The sequence below is a fragment of the Nocardia vinacea genome (genome assembly GCF_035920345.1).
Classification (GTDB): domain Bacteria; phylum Actinomycetota; class Actinomycetes; order Mycobacteriales; family Mycobacteriaceae; genus Nocardia; species Nocardia vinacea_A.
In genome coordinates, this window is the sequence record NZ_CP109149.1 from 2,201,743 (window position 1) to 2,218,277 (window position 16,535).

A 16,535-nucleotide genomic window follows, 5' to 3' on the forward strand; every position below is an offset into this window, starting at 1 on the left:
CCCTTACGATCTCAGGCAGTTGCACAGCATCGACGAGGGGGCCGACGTCATGGCTATTCCGGAGCTAGCATGGCCGAACGCCCTGGGGACGCGTCGGCACCTCAGCGACGACGCGGTGGTGATCGTCCCGGGCATCATGGGCACCGAGTTGATCGACGCCGAGTCGCGGCGACCGCTGTGGGGTTTGTGCAGACTCGGCTGGTACGTGCGGGCGTGGAGTCGGGGTGAGGGACTCGAAGAGCTCGCCCTCACCGAGGACGAACTCGCGGGAAAGACCGGCCGGGTGCTGCCGAATGGACTGCTCAGATTTCCGGCGTATATGCCACTCGTCTCGGGGATGGAACCCTACGGTCCGCTGACGAAGGCGATTCGGAGGGCCTCTATTCACCCCGAAGCGGTACTCGAATTCGGATACGACTGGCGACTGCCGGTGCGGCACAACGCGGTTCTGCTTGCGGCGGCGGCAGGAGACCACCTCGAACGATGGCGGAAAAGAGCGGACCGGCCCGACGCTCAACTGGTGTTCGTCGCGCATTCCATGGGCGGGCTGCTGTGCCGCGCCATGCCACAGGATGGCGAACTCACGCGGACCATCAGCGCGACGGTCACGATGGGCACGCCTTTCGACGGGGCCGTGAAGGCCGCGGTGATTCTCGGCTCAGGCGAAGGCGCACCGGTACCCGCGCGCAGGCTCAGGGATGTCGCGCGCACGATGCCAGGTATATACGACCTGCTGCCGATGTACCGCTGCGTCCACGACGGCCTCGACGTACGACATCTGACGCCGACCGATATCGCGAACCTCGGCGGGATCCACGAACTCGCCGAGGCCGCGTTCGACACACATCGCACGCGTCGGGCACTTACCGAACATCTTCCGCTCGTCGGGCTGCGACAGCCGACACCGAGCAGCATCACCATCGACAACGGCGTGATCACCATGCAGGGCTACACGTTCCGACCGGCGCCCAACGGTGATGTGGAACGAATGGCCAACGGCATCCCCAGTCGATTCGTCGGCCTCGGCGACGGCACCGTTCCTCGCAATTCCGCCGTACCCGAACGGGCGGGCATGTTCGAACGGGTTTCGCAACAGCACGGAAGTCTCGCCAGTTGTGCCGAGGCGATCGATTTCATCCTGGATGTTCTGCGCCATCGCATCGAGGATCGGGGGCCGAGACTCGGCAACTCCGACGGTATCGGAATCGACGTACCCGACCATGTCCAACCCGGTATCGGGTGGCGGGCCGAGATCGCTGGTGCGTCGCGACTCCAGGCGATGTGCGTCGTATCGGACGCCGACAGCGGCGAGGAATTGGACCATCCCGACCTGATGCCTACCGACGACAAACTCGTCGCCGATATCACCCTTCCCGCGCCGGGACTGTATCGGATCACCGTGACCGGCGGCGGGGGCTCCCCGGTCAGTCAATTGGTGATGGCCGCCGAGCCCGCGCAACCGTGATCGAGGATGAGGATGCGCTGGAGTTCTTTCCCGTAGCTATCGGGGAGTACCCGGGGCAGACGCATCTGGCGCTGCCGACCGCAGAAGATGAGATCGACCGTGTCGCAGCGGCGCTACAGGAGTTCGGCGTGGCCGCGGTGCCGTGGAATGCGGCGATGCCGGAGCGGGGGTCCGATGCTGTGGACGACCGTCTCACCGCATGGACGAAGTCCGGTGCGCAGCGCAGCCTGCTGCTCTGGGTCGGCCACGGCTGGCGCGTCGGAACCAAAGCGGCACTCGCGCATGCGAAGAGTCCGGACCGGGACTGGACGCGATCGATCACGCCGGACAAACTCGCGAGTGTCATTGCCGCACGCGTGGATCCCTACGATCAGGATCAGTGGTTGATCATCGTCGTAGACGCCTGCGCGTCGGCGATTTTCGTCCAACGACTGAGCAATGAAGTGGATCTCCAGGTCCAGCTGGCGAACCGCCGATTTCTGCTGGTCGGAGTATCCGGCGACGGTCCGACGAATCTGGGAAAGTTCAGCGCGGCACTCGAAACCGCGCTGGAGGACACCTTCGGTGCGGAATCACGCATATCCCTATGGGATCTGGCAGGCGAATTGCGTCGGCTCCTCCCGGGCTCGGAGGTGGTTCCGAAGACCATCATCGACGCGGCTCTCTTTCGGCGCGTTCCGGCGATAACGGGGACCATGGTCGATCTCGCGGCCGAGATCCGCAGCGCGCTCAGGAATCTCGACGATCACGAACGTCGGCATTTCGTCGCGAAAGCACAAGGCGGCGATGGAGATGACTATTCGTGGTTCTTCCAGGGGCGCGTCGCCGAGAGCAGATTGATAGTGACCTGGCTTGCCGAATCGTCCTCAGGACTCCTGGTCGTCACCGGCCGACCGGGATCCGGCAAATCGGCGCTGCTGGGGCAACTGGCCGTGCGCAGTGCACCAACGCTTCGAGAAGTCCTGATCCGGCACGGGCTGCTCGATCCCGTTCCGGACGACCAGCGCCCGCCTGACAGTACGTTCGACCTGACCGTCCACCTCACCGGCATGAACGCGGCTGATCTCGTCGACCATATCGCCATGCGGCTCGCGCTCGGGCGACCGCCCGAGGCGGACGACTCCGATCGATCGGCGTGGTTGCTGGCACGTCTCGGCGAACGTTCCCATACGACACTGCTGTTGGACGCGCTCGATGAGGCGGTCGAGCCGATTGCCGTCGCCGAAGCCGTGATTCGGCCATTGGCACTGCTGCCAGGTGTTCGGGTCATCGTCGGCACACGGCAATCGACTCGGAGTGAGCCGGACCGTCCGGTACCAGAGGATCAGAACTTGCTCGATGCGCTACACGCCGACCCTCGCAACACCTTGTGCATCCTCCATGAACCCGCGGCTGTCGCTCGATATGTCGCGTCCCGTCTGCTTGGAAATGGCACACCGAACCACGATCCGGTGGCTGTTGCCGGCGCCGCGGCAACCATTGCGACCCATGCGCCCGGATTCCTGTTCGCGCACCTCGTCGTCGCGGAGTTGCAGGCGGACCCGGCTTTGCTCACTGACCTCGACGCACTTGATGCCGTCGTGCGCGGGGATCATCGAGCGGTTTTCCGTCGGGCCGTGACGAGGTTGGCCGCAGCGGAACCGAGCGCGCGGCCGCTTCTGCACGCCCTCGCACTTGCCCACGGTCGAGGGCTGCCGATTCGGGACGGAGTCTGGAAGGAGGTCGCCGGGGCCTTGGCACCGGATGTCACGATCGGCAACGAGCAGATCCGAACGCTGTTGCGATCGGCCGCCGCCTACCTCGTCATCGACCGGGAGCGGGAGCAGACCGTCTATCGGCTCGCCCATCGAACATTCGCGGAATCCTTCACCGAACTGCCCGAAACCCGCAGCCACCGTGCGACAGTCGCCGATGCGCTGCTGATGCTAGCCGCCCGGGAAACCACGCAGGTGAATCCGTATGTCGCCACCTATCTCGCCGCGCATATCGCCGACGGCGGCGGTGCTTCGTGGGACGCACTCGGCGAACTCGACTACGTCATAGGCAGACTCGATATCGAATCCCTCGCTTCGGCCGCGGCGCGCGCGGCGTTCGGCCGCTTCCACCTACCTCCTCAGGTCATGGCGGTACTGGGTAGCAGGCATGTGCTGACTGCGGCCGATACCGGGAACAAGAGAGGCATATTCCAGCTCGCTGCCGCCCGGTTCGGCGGCAGCCGAACCGACGCGGGACTGCCCGGCGATTGGTCGGTCCGATGGGCGCTGCTAGCCCCGCAATCACCACATCTCACGCTGCGCGGTCACCGTGGCGCGGTCCACGCCCTGGCCACGGTCCGCACGGCAGGCGGGCGAATCCTGCTGAGTTCCGGCGGCTCCGACGGCATCGTGCGACTGTGGGATCCCTCGACCGGTCGGGCTTTCGGCAGGCCGATGTCGGGACATCGAGGCGGCATCTACGCGATCGCCGAAGTTCCGGCACTCGATTCCCTCCTCGCGAGCGCAGGTGAGGACACGTCCGTTCGGCTGTGGAATCCGATGACCGGTCTGCCGCATGGCGCACCGCTGCGCGTACACCGCGCGCCGGTCCGCGCCATGGATGTGCTCCCCGGCCGCAGCGGCCGCGTATTGCTGGCCACCGGAGATGATCGCGGCGATATTGTCCTGTGGGATGTCGGCGAGCGAGAAGCGGTCTGGGGCTTTCCCGGATTCGGCACGGGCGTTCGCGGCCTGGTGTGCACGATTACCGGCGATCACGGCACCGTGCTGTTCGCCGGATACGACGACGGAACGGTACGTGTATGGCGCGAAGGTGTCCCGACGCCGGTGGCCGGCCCCGGCCCCAGCCCCGGACACAGTAGGGGCTTGCGCGGTTTGACTTCCTGGCCGGGAAACCCGGCAGGCTCGGTGCTGTCGACTGGTCACGATGGCCAGCTGATCCGATGGAGCCTCACCGATGCGCAATTAGTAGGCACCTCGGTGCGGCGCGCGAATACCGGCGTCTGCGCGATCGCTTCGGCACCGCTGCCCAGCGGGGGCTCGATCCTGGCAGCTGGGGACAACAAGGGAATAGTTCACCTGTTCCGAGCCTCGCTGGACGCGAATGCTCGAACACTGTCCGGTCATCGCGACCGCATCCGCGCGGCCGTCTTCGTTCCCGAAGATAACCGGCTGCTATTGGCGACCGCGGGGAACGATGCCGTGGTGCGTCTGTGGAGCACAGCGGAATCGCTGACGTCATCGGATTCGCCGCCGCGGCTCACGGCCGCGACAGTGGCCGACGACGGGGCCGTCCTGGTCACCGGCGGCGCGGACGGCGTCATCCACCGGTACGCCGTCGGCAGTGGTACGGCGGTCGCCGCGCCATATCCGGTCCACAATCAGCAAGTGACGGGGCTCAGGGTACTGACCGAGGCGGACGGCGAAACCCTTCTGGTCAGTGCCGATACCGGCGGGAGCGTTTTCGTCACCCGCGATCACGACGTCGTCGCGACGATCGATGCGGGGCGGCCCGTCTCCGCGATCACTCATTTCACTGCCGAGAGCGGAGGCACACGGGTGGTGACCGTAACTCGGAGCGGATTGGCGTTCTGGGATCCGTTGTCCGGCGCGTCCCTCGGACATACACCCGCATCGTCGCATCGTCCGCGCGTGGTCACCGATTTCGTCGGTATCGACGGCCGGATCTGGCTCGCCTCCGGCGGTTACGATGCGACAGTTTATCTGTGGGATGCCGAGACCCACACTCATCTCGGCACCATCACCGGGCTATCGGCCAAGGTGAACGGCATAGCGGTCGTCCGGTCCTCTGCGGACAGGCCACTGCTTGCGGTGGCCACCAACAACGACGTCGTCCGGCTGTGGGACACGGTGAGCACCGACGAGACGCCGGTCGGACTGGTCGGGCATCGTGGCCCGGTCCGTGCGATCGCCGCAGCTTCCACCCCGGCTGGACCGCGCCTACTGACTGCGGGCGACGATCAGACGCTGCGTATCTGGGACGCCGAAACCGGCATGCTACTGCGCACTCTCGGCATCTCGGCGGTGGCAACCGCTCTGACAGCCCTCGACGACAACTCGATCATGGTCACCTTCGACGACGGGATCGCCGTGCTCGACATCGTCACCTTCCCATGATGATCCGCAGCTCCGGCACCACATCGAAAGCCCAGTCCAGGACCGCCCCGGCATGACCGACTCGCCGCGCATCCAGCCGGCGAACCCCCTGAGCTGCCGTCGACGCGTCCGACCGCGAGAATCTGCGGATCAGGTAAATTGCCCGGCGAGCCGCGAAGCACGCGTATGCCCGCTCCCACCGATCGGAATCCACCTCAGGCAAGATAGGCGCCAAATCCGGTCTTCTACGGGACAATTCGCCGAGATAGTCGCGTGCAAGCGTCCCACGGGCGGCCAGTCCTTGCGGCGACGTATCGAAGAAGGGCACATCTTCGAGCAATTGGGCGACCTCTAGGCCGAGCGGAAGGAACTGCGACGACGCGAGATCCACCGCGACGATTTCCCCCGAATCGGTCACGAGCCAATTCTCGGTGTGCGCGTCGCGCTTTCCGACCACTGGCAGATCCGCCGGAATCAGGGCCTGCCACAGCCGTGCGCGCTCCCAGGGCTCCGAGTAGCCGAGCTTCTTGAAATCGTTCAGGAGCTTGGTCTTTTCGGAGGGCAGATGGTTTTCCCGAGACGGCGGGGCGCCTCGCCAGGCATGGATAATCGCCAGGAGTTTCACCGTGCGGCCAACCGCGCGCACGGCGGAGCCGGATATCCGGCCCGACGCGGTGTCGGCCAGGCTCCACAATGGCACGCCCGCGGCACGCATGCTCGCGGCGTAGTGCGACTCGGTGCCGTCCGGTGGGTCTACCACGGCGAACGGGCGCACCGCGCGGATCCACTCCGGTACTCCCGCCGAGACATACGAGTGGAACGACTCGAGCCGCGCAACCTCCGCCTCCGCGGCCGCACGGCTGGTCAACGGCTTCAGGACGAGGGTGGACGACAGCAGGCCGTGCGGGTCGTCGAGAACGAAGGTTTCCCGGTTCTTCTGCCCGCCCAACGCTCTGGCTCGGAACTCTTCGGTGGAGATCGCCAGTTCGCAGCCGTGGTGGCGGAGGAAGTCGATCTCCCCTGCGCGGACGGCACGCCAGATCCGAGGGGGCGCGCTGATTCCCGTCGCGTCGTCTGTCGGTGGTTCGGAGGGCAATAGCGCACGGACGGACGCGGGTGCCTCGGCATGTTGCACCAATTGCAGCAGCGGCCATGGCCATCGGGGGTCGACCGCCGCGGCGAAGGCGGCACGCTGCGCCGACGCGACGTATATCGCGGGCTCGCCACGCCGCCGCCACAGCAGATACGCGGCCGCCGCGGCCGCCGAGTAACCTTCGCGTGCTGGTGTATTGCCTTCCGCCACACTCGCCGCGCGGGATTCGTCCTTCAGGGCGAGCGCCCGTTCGATCAAGGCCGAGTCACCAGTGCGGCGTCCGTACCGCAGATACGCTTCCCCCAGTTGGCTCAACTGTTCCGGGGTGCGGTTGCCGAGCTCGGAGCTGCGCTCGAACCAACGCATGGCCGCCCGCAGATCCTCGACGTCGCGACGCAGCGAGTGCCGCCGCAGATAGGCGTCGCCCATCAGACTCGTGGTCGTGATCTCCTCGGGGACGAACCATTCCGAGGTGTCGTAGGCACTGTCCTGGGTTTCGATCGATGCGGGTGTCACCCCGCCGTCACCAAGCTGGGCGAGCCATATCGGCTGCGCTGACTCGACGAGCCTTTCGAAGGCCGCGATCGCCTCGTCGTACAGCTCCAATGCCAGGCGACGGTCGTCGTCGCTGCCGCCCAGCAGAACGCCGCGCCCGTACCTGTTGGCCGCGCGTGCCGATCCGAACAGCAGAGCTAGGTGTGTGGTGTCGGGAGACGCGTCGATCGCGATCCCCATCAGCATGTGGATCCGTCGCAGTACCGCCAGATCACAGGTTCCGACCGGTCCGCCACCGTCGCAACCGATCAGCAGACCGGCGGCATGACTCGCCGCGAAAACCCGGTGACCCGCCGCCGATTGCAGGGCGACCGACTCGAGATGGTCGACCACCGCTCTGATCAGCTCGAGATCGTCCGGGTCGGCTCGCGCGCACAGCGTGCGAGCCGCATATGCCACCGACGCCACCCGTACCGACGCTCGCTGATCGCCCCTGGCAAGCGCCTCGGGCAGGTGGCCGCGTAAGGCGCGAATATCGTCGTTGTGTACCGCCTGCCGCAAGCGCACATCGACCGCGAGGGCCTCGAGCCGGTCGACCAAGATCGCGTCCGCGCTCAGATGCCGTTCGGCGTAGGAGAGCGCCTCGGTAACCGCATCCACGGCGGTCGCCAATGTTTCGGGTGTATTGCGCTCGACCAACGACCGCGCCCACATCTGGAGTGACCAGGGGAGATACGGGCCGGAGATCGGTGCGCCGGGTTCGGCGCATGCCCGCAGATCGGCGATAGCAAGTGCGAGAGGGGCATCGATGGGCAGACCGAGCAGACGCCGTGAATGCGCCACCCGCTGCCACGCCTGACCTCGTTTGATGATGTGGGCCCGCAGATCCCGATCGCTCGCGCCTGGCATCCCGCCGATGACGTTGTCCCACCAGAGTGCAGATGCGGTGAAGGCGCTTGCGGCCGCGCGCAGTCCGGTCGCGCCGAGCGCGGTATCGGCGTCGGGTTCCTCGTCGAGTACGTCGCCGCTGGTCATCGGAAGTCGCGCACCGGCCGCACGAAGCCCACGAATCCCCCGGGCGAACAGCAGTCCTGCCCATCCGGCGGCCACGGCGGTGGTGATACCGGCCGTATCGCGCGCGGCGACGAGGCAGTCGTGGGAGGCGTCGAGTTCCGCGTCGTTCTCGGTGATCATCGCCAGTCGCTGGTGCACTTCGGCTTTCAGCACGTAATGCTGTGGCGTGTGGTCGCCGTACTGTTCAGCGATGTCGAAGTCGGCCGCGGCGGCTGTGAGCAATGGTCCCGGATCATCGGCGGTGCGCGCCAGGAATTGCTGTGCCACCGCGCGCATTCCACGCCATGCGCGCCGATTGGCGTCCGTCGAGTACCTGTCCAGATGTTCGACTACCAACCAGCATTCGAGCGCCGCGTTCATGGTCGCCCGCATGGACGGTTTCGTATCGGCTCCGCTCACCTCCTGTGCGTAGCGGTACAGCCTCCCCGCGAGCCGCAGGTTGACCCCATGCCAGGTACGGATCCAGTTGAACCCTGCGCCTCCCAGCGACGAGGTGAGTACGCGTGTATCGGCAGCCGCGTCGACGAATGCGGCGCGGACCAGCACTTGCCCCAGCAACTCGGCACGAGACAGCGCCCCCGAGTTCTGGCCGGCAGAAGCCAAGTCCAGCAACGATTTCCAGGCCGGACCAACCACCCGCGCGGAGCCGCCCGGATCGGCTAGTGCGCTCAGTCGTTCGAATCCGCCGACAGCGGTGGCCGCCTGCGCGAGATCGTCATCAGAGACGCCGAATCCGATGGCCCTCAGGAAATCTGTCATCGAGACGCCCAGCAGAGGTCTCGGCGGCGGCAGCGGCGATCGCGACGCTCGGCCTGCTAACCCCGGCGTGAATTTCGGTCTCTGCTTATCCGGCACACCCGCTGTTGGTGTATTCACTAGCCGGTTGATCGGCACGGCGGCGCAAGCCGTTACCTGCGGCACCGAACTCTCCGAGGGCGGCGCCCACCGCGCCGAACCGCCGCCGTTCCCTTCACTTCCCACGCGGCCTGTGTCCACCAGCTGACCAACGGCCTGCGGAATCTGTTCCCTGTTCAGGCCGACCCACCGACATGAACCCGACTTGACTCCGGGTGGCGGGATCGAGGTCGACATCAACGCCGAGCTGGCGCAGCTCGGGCCGACCGGCTATCGGCCCCTACGAATGCGCGACACACTGTTCTGATATCTGAATCACCGGTCCTGCTTGACATCCAGCTGTGGCCGTTTCGAACCGCGCGCTATGCGGCATGAGCAGATACGCCCAGCGTATCGGGGTTCCGGTAGTAATCGCGGGCAGCCGGGCAACCCGTGTGCCGGGGCGGATCTTCTCAGGCGGAATCCGAGGATGATTCACCCTCGAGAAACGAGGACACCGCTGCATGGTGGCTGCTGAGGGTCTCCAGGTTGGATTCGATCCGCTGCAAGGTTGTTTGCATGGCTGCGACGATGTTGGGGCACAGTTCGAGCTGTGGGCGCGAGCCGCTGGCGCAGGGCAGCAGTTGCGCGACGGTTTGCGAGTTGAATCCGGCGTCGAGCAGTGCCCGGATCTGGCGGACTTGCACCAGACACGGCTCGCTGTAGTCCCGGTAGCCGTTGCCGGTCCGTTCGGACGCGAGCAGGCCTTGCTCCTCGTAATAGCGCAATGCGCGCGTCGTCGTGCCCGAGCGGCGGGCGAGTTCACCGATCCGCATGCCGCGCCCTGCGTGGTCCGGAGTTCGTCTTGACCTTCACGCCAACGTCAACGCTTAACTTCGCAGCATGATTTCCGATGCACAGCGTCAGCAGTTGTTGGACCAGGTAGACGTCGTCGACAGCGGTACCGGTCCGGTGGTCGCCCTCGCCCATGGTGCCGGTGGTGGTGTCCGCGAGAACTTCGCACCACTAATCGACACCATTGCGGATCGGCGTTTCGTCGGACCGTACTATCCCGGCGCCGGCAAAACACCGCAGGCGACCGCGCCGCTGTCGATCGACGAACTCGCCGACACCGTGGTCGCGACCGCCTTGGAGGCTGGTGCCGAACGATTTCCGATCGTCGGGCTTTCGCTGGGTTCTGCTGTCGCCGTGACCGCGGCCACCCGGCACCCCGAGCACGTCAGCGCGCTGGTACTCACCGTCGGGCTGGTGTATCCGGACGCGCAGGTACGTGCACTGGTCCGGGTGTGGCGGCATCTGGCCGAACGCGGCGATTTCGACACCTTGGCCGAGCTGCTCTTCTACGCCAACTCACCTGGAACGCTCACAAGCGTGTCCGAGGACGAGCACGCGGCGGCGGTCCGGCAGATCCGCGCCGGCTACCCCGTCGGCGGCGCCGATCATGTAGAGCTGGTGAGCCGCACCGATATTCGGCCGCTGCTTCCCGCCGTCGACGTGCCCACCCTCGTCGTCGTGAGTGGCGAGGACCGGGTCGTGCTGCCGGATACCGTTCGCCAGTTGGCTTCCGGCATCGCCGGTGCCGAGCTGATCGAATACCCGTCGGCCGGGCATATTTTCACGCCTGCGGAAGCTGGGCCGTGGGTTGCGGAGGTGTCCGCCTTCCTGGACCGCCTGCCACGATGACGCAAATGGCCGCAGCGCAAACGACCACGGCCGGTGCACTGTACGGACGATTGGCGGTGCTGGGCCTGGCACTGTTCGTGTACCTGACCGCCGAGCTGTTCCCGATCGGCGCATTGAACGATCTCGCCATGGGATTGCACGTGGCCCCCGCCACGGCTGGGCTCCTGCTCACCGCGTACGCGATCGCGGCCGGGGCGGCGACGCTGCCCGCGGTGTGGGCTTGTCGGCGGCTGGACCGGCGCCGCGCCCTCACCGTATCCCTTGTGCTGCTGGCCCTCTCACAGGTGACATTCGGTCTGGCTCCGAACTTCACGGTCGCGGCGCTGGCACGCGGCGTGGCGGCGATCGCACACGGCCTGGTGTGGTCGCAGATCCCCGTGGTAGCAGCACGGTACGCACCGGACGGAATGCGCGGCCGGGCGACGGCGGTGGTCTTCGCGGGCTCTTCGCTGGGCCTGATCGCTGGTGCGCCGATCGTTACCGGACTGGCACACGAACTGGGTTGGCGCGCAGCCGCACTCGCGCTCGCTGGTGCGGCCGGCGCCACCGCGTTCCTGCTGCGAGCCGCGTTACCCGAAACACCTCCACCACCGCGCCAGGGTCGCACCCGCGGAACATTCAGTCTCGGACCGGTTCTCGTAGTCTGCCTCGTAACGACCGCACTGGTCGTCGGCCACTACGTGAGCTACACCTACCTCACACTGCTGATCGCGCCGGCCGGGTTGAGCGGATCGCTGCTGGTGGTCGTTCTGGCCGGGTACGGCATTGCGGGCTTGTTCGGTGTCACTCTCGTCGGACGCGCGCTCGACTCCCATCCGCGTCGCACTGCTCTCACCGTGGCCATGACACTGACATGCGCGGTCACCACGCTCGGCATCGCGCACTTCAGCTGGATCGTCTTCATCCTCGTCATGCTGTGGGGTGCCGCCGCGGCGGCCTTGCCGGTAATCCTGCAACACGCCGTCCTACGCACAGCTCCGGACGCCCCGGACATCCCGTCCGGCGCCTACGTCGTGTCCTACCAACTCGGCATAACCGGTGGCTCCGCACTCGGAGCCGCCCTGCTGAGCCACACCCCGGCCGCATCCCTGCCCTTGTGGTCTGGCATTGCGCTGGCCGCCGGAACCATCCTGATCATCACTGCACCAGCTGTTTTCGGACCTCGACAGCCCTCCCGCACGGATCGCGCGCCCAGCCGGGGCGGCACACAAGCCAGCCGAAACCGCTGCTGAACAACACGATCTGTGGCAATTCAGTCCGGGTGCTCGGCATGGACGCGCGGCCCGGTCGCGGGTCGTTGGTTCGGCCTGACGCCTTAAACCTCGCACACGGACACGCTCCCGGAACAGATGCACCCGGCCCGAACTAGAGAAGGCGCTCGCGCTGGCGCATCACTTCAAAGCAGGCTGCGCCCGAGACACCGGTCGTGCTGACCGTCCACGAACTCAAACGCCTGGCCCGCAACGCCGCCGAGCTGATGACCCTGTCCGCGGACCTCCAGGCGGCGGTATCCAGCTCGAACTGCTCACCGGCCCGCTCGCCGGCATCTACGACCCCACGCAGAAGCCGAGCAAACCACCGACGACGATCAGCTCATCCGGCCCGCCCCTGCCCGCATCCGCCGCCCCGGCGACCCGATGACACCCGAGGAAACGACCTCCGTCAACGCCTCCAGGCCCAAGTCCTCGACCACCGCGACGGCCAGTAGTTCAGCAAGCTTCTCCCTGACCAGGGGTTACGCCATATCCGTTGTTTTTTCGGCGATTACTACCGGAACCCCGTCTTGCCCGAAACCTGGATGAATCGCGGAACGGTGTCGGTTGTGCGACGGATCGGTGGCGATACCGCCCGTTGATATCTCAGCAAGCGTGTAGCTACCACATGCTGGCGGACAGAGGTCGGCCCTGTTGCACCCAACGAAGGGAGACACACGGTGGCATTGGGACGTCGTCGGCTACTGATCAGCTTCGCCGGTGCGGGTGGTCTCGCCCTGGCCGGATGCGGGCTGCGAGAACCCGCGCCCCCCATATCCGCCACAATCCGATTCGATCCTCCACCCGGCACCCACGACGTCGATGCGCGCAGCCCCGGCACGGTCACGGTCGCCGACGGGACACTGCGGTCGGTCGAATGGGTCGACGAAACGGGCAGATCACTGCCGGGCACACCGGCACCCGATCATCGAACCTGGACCAGCGCCGAACCACTCGGCTACGGACACACCTACACCGCGAAAGCCGTGGCGCAAGGCGAAGCCGGCGACGTCACCGCGACGACGACCTGCACCACGGTGCGACCGCAACAGCTCATCGACGTCTCCCTGCGCTCCGCCAATCTCGTCGAGCTGGCCGAAAACGACACCTACGGAGTGGGTTTCGTGCTCGTCGCCCATTTCGATGAACCCGTCGACCGATCGGCCGCGGAACGCCACCTGAAGGTCACCACCCAGCCCGCCGTCACCGGTGCCTGGTACTGGCTCGACGATCAGAACGCACACTGGCGGCCCGAGCACTATCACGCACCGGGAACCAGGATCACGATCGAGGCCGCACTCTTCGGACTCGCGCTCGGCGAGGGCCGCTACGGCCTGCGCGACCAACGGGTGTCGGTGATCATCGGGCCCGCGCACGTCGCGATCGCCGACGACGACACCAAACAGATCGAGGTTTTCGACAACGGGAACCTGGTGCGCACCATGCCCACATCGATGGGCAAGGGTGGCACCGCGGCCGTCGGCGGCAGATACCTGTCGTTCTGGACCCGGCCCGGCATCTACACCGTGCTGGACCGAAACGACCCGGTGATCATGGATTCCGCCAGCTACGGCCTGCCGGCCAACTCCGGCGGCTACCGCACCAGCATCAACCACGCGGTCCGCATCAGCCACGATGGAATCTTCGTGCACGAACTCGCCGCAACCATGTGGGCCCAAGGTAACACCAACGTCTCACACGGCTGCCTGAACATCTCCCCCAACGATGCCGCATGGTTCTACGACTATGTCATCCCCGGCGACGTCGTCGAAGTCCGCAACACCGGCGGCGACCCCCTCGACATCTGGCAGAACGGCGATTGGAGTATTTCCTGGTCCGACTGGCTTCGCGGCGGCACCCCCACATGACACGACAAGGCAGGCCAGCCGTCACGCAGCCCAGCGTGCCCCGCAATATCCAGCGGCGACTCACCGCCGCGACGGTCAAGGAATTGATCTTGACATACAACGACGATGCCTCCACCGTGCACCAGGCCACACGGTACGGGATCCTCGAGACCGCAGTGATCGAGACCGGAGCGCTCACCCGGTGTTCATTCTGCTCATGGACGAACTGGAGCGCTCACACCAACGTGGCGAAATCGCCTCCGACACAGACGTATTCCACAGCGCGCTGTACTTCATCGCCGACTTGTACCCACTGCTTACCGGCCTGTCCGAAAGGCCATCCATGCGCGATCTGATCCTGGAGAATTACGTGGCCGCCACCCTCAGCGGCGGTATCCTCGGTACGACCTTCACGGGCATGCCGACCATCTCGCTGACCACCATGGGCCATAAATCCGGCCGACCGCACACCGTCATCCTCACCGCACCGATCATCGACGGCGACGCGATCGTCATCGTCGCCTCCCGCGGCGGTGATCCAACCGACCCGGCGTGGCTGCACAACCTGCGCGCGAACCCCACAGTCCAGGTTTCACTCAAGCAAGGCCCGAACCGGCCGATGACCGCTCGCGTCCTGTCATCGGCCGAGCGGGACAAGCTCTGGCCCGACGTCATCGCAGCCCACACCGGTTACGCCGACTATCAGGAAATGACCACCCGAATAATTCCTCTGGTCACCCTGACACCAATCGCTGATGAGATCGACGCTCGACCGATCTGATAGCTGTTGCCCGCCCGCGGGCCGGCGACCGACTCCCCCGCGAACCTGTCGTGACCGTCAGAGGGTCGTTGCGGCGGGATGGACCGGACTCCATCGGCGGAACCCACCCGAAGCCGCTTCGAGTCGCCACCACGCCAACCGCTCGGCGAGTTCGGGCAACCAACTGGCCGGCGCATCGCAGAGATCATGTCGCGCGCGGGCAGCGGCGGCGTGGAGAGCGTCGGCGGCAACAGCGGGAAAGTCGTGTCGGAGATGCTCGATCGCGTCGGCGACAACGACGTCTGGCGTGGCTCTATCCGATCTCACCGATGTCATCTCGTACCCTACTTGCCGGCTCGTGCGTGGATGGCTTTGTCGGTCGACAGTAATTTGCTCGATGGTGGCGGGACAGGGCCACTGGTCCCACTCTCGTGGGCCGATAGGCACTGCTGAGGCGGCGTCGACGAAGGTAGTCTGCACAGGCCCCGAGTACTCGCCATCGAGCACCGATGTCCCTACCCCGGTGGGACCACCAGGGACGAGGGTGGATTCAGGGGTTACCGATGGCCGGGTCGGATCTAATGCGGGCCACGAACTGCTCGATGGCGGTCCACATCTGGGAATTGAGTTGCGTGTGCTTACCGGTGCCGAGGACGGTGTGGAAGTCGACGCCGTGAGCGGCGAGTTGGGCGGCGAGGAGGCCGTGCAGCGGGGACGGGACGGTGGCGTCGGTGATGTTGATGCACAACAGGATCGGGGCGTCGTAGCCAGTGGTGGGTACGGTCATGTAGGCGTCGGCGGCAGCGGGCATGGGCGCGACGGACAGGGGCTTCGCCAGCAACTCGCCGATGCTGAGGCCGCGGACGCGGTCGATGATCTGGGGTGTGCACATCGCGCCGACACTGTCGAGCACGGACCGGCCCTCGGGGGTGAGGTATTCGTCGACGTTCACCTCGGGTCGGGCGGCGCGCAGCCCGGCCAAGATGCTGACGAACAGATCCGTGAAACCATCCGCGATGAGGGACGGAGTGGGAGTGCCCGGCCCGAACAGCGGTGCAAGCTTCTCCACGTCGGACTCGGGGTCGATCGCGATAGTGCCACGGAAGTCCAGGTCCGGCGCATCGGTAGCCTGCAGGTGGCCGGTGCCGAGCGCGGCCTGCCCGCCCTGCGACGCGCCCATGACCGCCCACGTCCGCGACAGTTCCGGATGGGCGGCGCGGGCGGCGCGCACGAGGTCGATCGTGGCCGTCGCCTCGGTATCGATCCCGAGGTATGGATGCGGTCCGGTGTCGAAGACGCCGAGGCCGAGGTAGTCGGGCGCGACCACGGCGAATCCCTGCGACGCCAGGTACTGGAGCAGCGAATCTTCGTCTCCCGCAATCGTCTGGGCGGGGTGCGCGAGCGGATCGGACTGGCCACCGCAGCCTGGTCCGAGCCCGCTGGTGCCGTGGTCGTAGGCGATGATCGGCCAGCCGGACGGCGGCGGGGTACCCGCCGGGACGTACAGTGCTCCGCTGGCCGGCTGTGTCGTCCCGCCCGAGCCGCGCATCCAGTACTCGATCACTGAGCCGTCGGCATCGGACATCCCGCGCGAACCATCGGGTAGCGGGTACTCCGCGATCAGGGTTCCCGCAGTTTCTGCATGCGCCGGGGCGATAGGCATCAGGAGTGCGATGCCGACCGGCAACGTGACCACCGCCGCCACTCGCTTTCCCGCATGGACAACTCGCATCGAACACCTCACATCCGGTCCGACACCGTCACAATCGTGAACGAGGCTATAGATCAGAACGCGACAACTCGCTTCAACACGCTGCTCAGCAGAAATCGCGCGCATCAGGCCGACCACACCTATCCGAGCAGACAGCTCGCGCCGCATCGGTGGATTTGATCTGGAT

Annotated in this window: 10 protein-coding genes; 6 read left to right on the plus strand and 4 right to left on the minus strand. The window is 66.2% G+C overall.

Translation table 11 applies throughout. The annotated features are described in order from the left end of the window. Positions 1–19 precede the first annotated feature (19 nt). Both OIE68_RS10365 and OIE68_RS10370 read left to right on the plus strand, forming a co-directional pair. Positions 20–1,465, plus strand: coding sequence for an esterase/lipase family protein (locus OIE68_RS10365; protein ID WP_327099161.1), 1,446 nt, complete (start codon positions 20–22; stop codon positions 1,463–1,465). Next, on the plus strand, positions 1,462–5,598 hold the full coding sequence (locus OIE68_RS10370; RefSeq protein WP_327099162.1) for a hypothetical protein: 4,137 nt from the start codon (positions 1,462–1,464) through the stop codon (positions 5,596–5,598). The genes OIE68_RS10365 and OIE68_RS10370 overlap by 4 nt, the downstream gene beginning before the upstream one ends. Here OIE68_RS10370 and OIE68_RS10375 read toward each other — a convergent pair. Together OIE68_RS10375 and OIE68_RS10380 are read right to left on the minus strand one after the other, a co-directional pair. Further along, positions 5,585–8,998, minus strand: a complete 3,414-nt coding sequence (locus tag OIE68_RS10375; RefSeq protein ID WP_327099163.1) for a hypothetical protein — start codon at positions 8,996–8,998, stop codon at positions 5,585–5,587. The genes OIE68_RS10370 and OIE68_RS10375 overlap by 14 nt on opposite strands. Positions 8,999–9,546: 548 nt before the next feature. Beyond that, positions 9,547–9,909, minus strand: coding sequence for a MerR family transcriptional regulator (locus OIE68_RS10380; protein WP_327099164.1), 363 nt, complete (start codon positions 9,907–9,909; stop codon positions 9,547–9,549). 67 nt (positions 9,910–9,976) lie between these two features. Here OIE68_RS10380 and OIE68_RS10385 point away from each other — a divergent pair, with 67 nt between their 5' ends. The 4 genes from OIE68_RS10385 (at position 9,977) to OIE68_RS10400 (ending at position 14,658) form a co-directional block, all read left to right on the plus strand. Then, positions 9,977–10,777, plus strand: a complete 801-nt coding sequence (locus OIE68_RS10385; RefSeq protein ID WP_327099165.1) for an alpha/beta fold hydrolase — start codon at positions 9,977–9,979, stop codon at positions 10,775–10,777. A gap of 5 nt (positions 10,778–10,782) precedes the next feature. Next, positions 10,783–12,009 carry an MFS transporter gene (locus OIE68_RS10390; protein WP_327099166.1) on the plus strand — a complete coding sequence of 409 codons (1,227 nt, stop codon included), beginning with the start codon at positions 10,783–10,785 and terminating at the stop codon, positions 12,007–12,009. 701 nt (positions 12,010–12,710) lie between these two features. Next, entirely contained in the window at positions 12,711–13,898 is a 1,188-nt protein-coding gene (locus tag OIE68_RS10395) for a L,D-transpeptidase (RefSeq protein WP_327099167.1), read from the plus strand. Positions 13,899–14,079: 181 nt separating this feature from the next. Continuing rightward, on the plus strand, positions 14,080–14,658 hold the full coding sequence (locus OIE68_RS10400; protein WP_327099168.1) for a nitroreductase/quinone reductase family protein: 579 nt from the start codon (positions 14,080–14,082) through the stop codon (positions 14,656–14,658). A 57-nt stretch (positions 14,659–14,715) separates the two neighbouring features. Here the strand turns inward: OIE68_RS10400 and OIE68_RS10405 are convergent, their stop codons facing one another. Beyond that, positions 14,716–14,964, minus strand: coding sequence for a hypothetical protein (locus OIE68_RS10405; RefSeq protein ID WP_327099169.1), 249 nt, complete (start codon positions 14,962–14,964; stop codon positions 14,716–14,718). A 223-nt stretch (positions 14,965–15,187) separates the two neighbouring features. After that, the gene (locus OIE68_RS10410; RefSeq protein ID WP_327099170.1) at positions 15,188–16,369 is read right to left on the minus strand and encodes an alpha/beta hydrolase family protein; all 1,182 of its coding nucleotides are present in this window, start codon (positions 16,367–16,369) and stop codon (positions 15,188–15,190) included. Between the last annotated feature and the right edge of the window lie 166 nt (positions 16,370–16,535).

Coding starts and splice junctions, on each gene's coding strand:
- OIE68_RS10390 (WP_327099166.1), top strand. CDS start 10,783: ATGGCCGCAGCGCAAACGACCACGGCCGGTGCACTGTACGGACGATTG.
- OIE68_RS10380 (WP_327099164.1), bottom strand. CDS start 9,909: ATGCGGATCGGTGAACTCGCCCGCCGCTCGGGCACGACGACGCGCGCA.
- OIE68_RS10375 (WP_327099163.1), bottom strand. CDS start 8,998: ATGACAGATTTCCTGAGGGCCATCGGATTCGGCGTCTCTGATGACGAT.
- OIE68_RS10410 (WP_327099170.1), bottom strand. CDS start 16,369: ATGCGAGTTGTCCATGCGGGAAAGCGAGTGGCGGCGGTGGTCACGTTG.
- OIE68_RS10385 (WP_327099165.1), top strand. CDS start 9,977: ATGATTTCCGATGCACAGCGTCAGCAGTTGTTGGACCAGGTAGACGTC.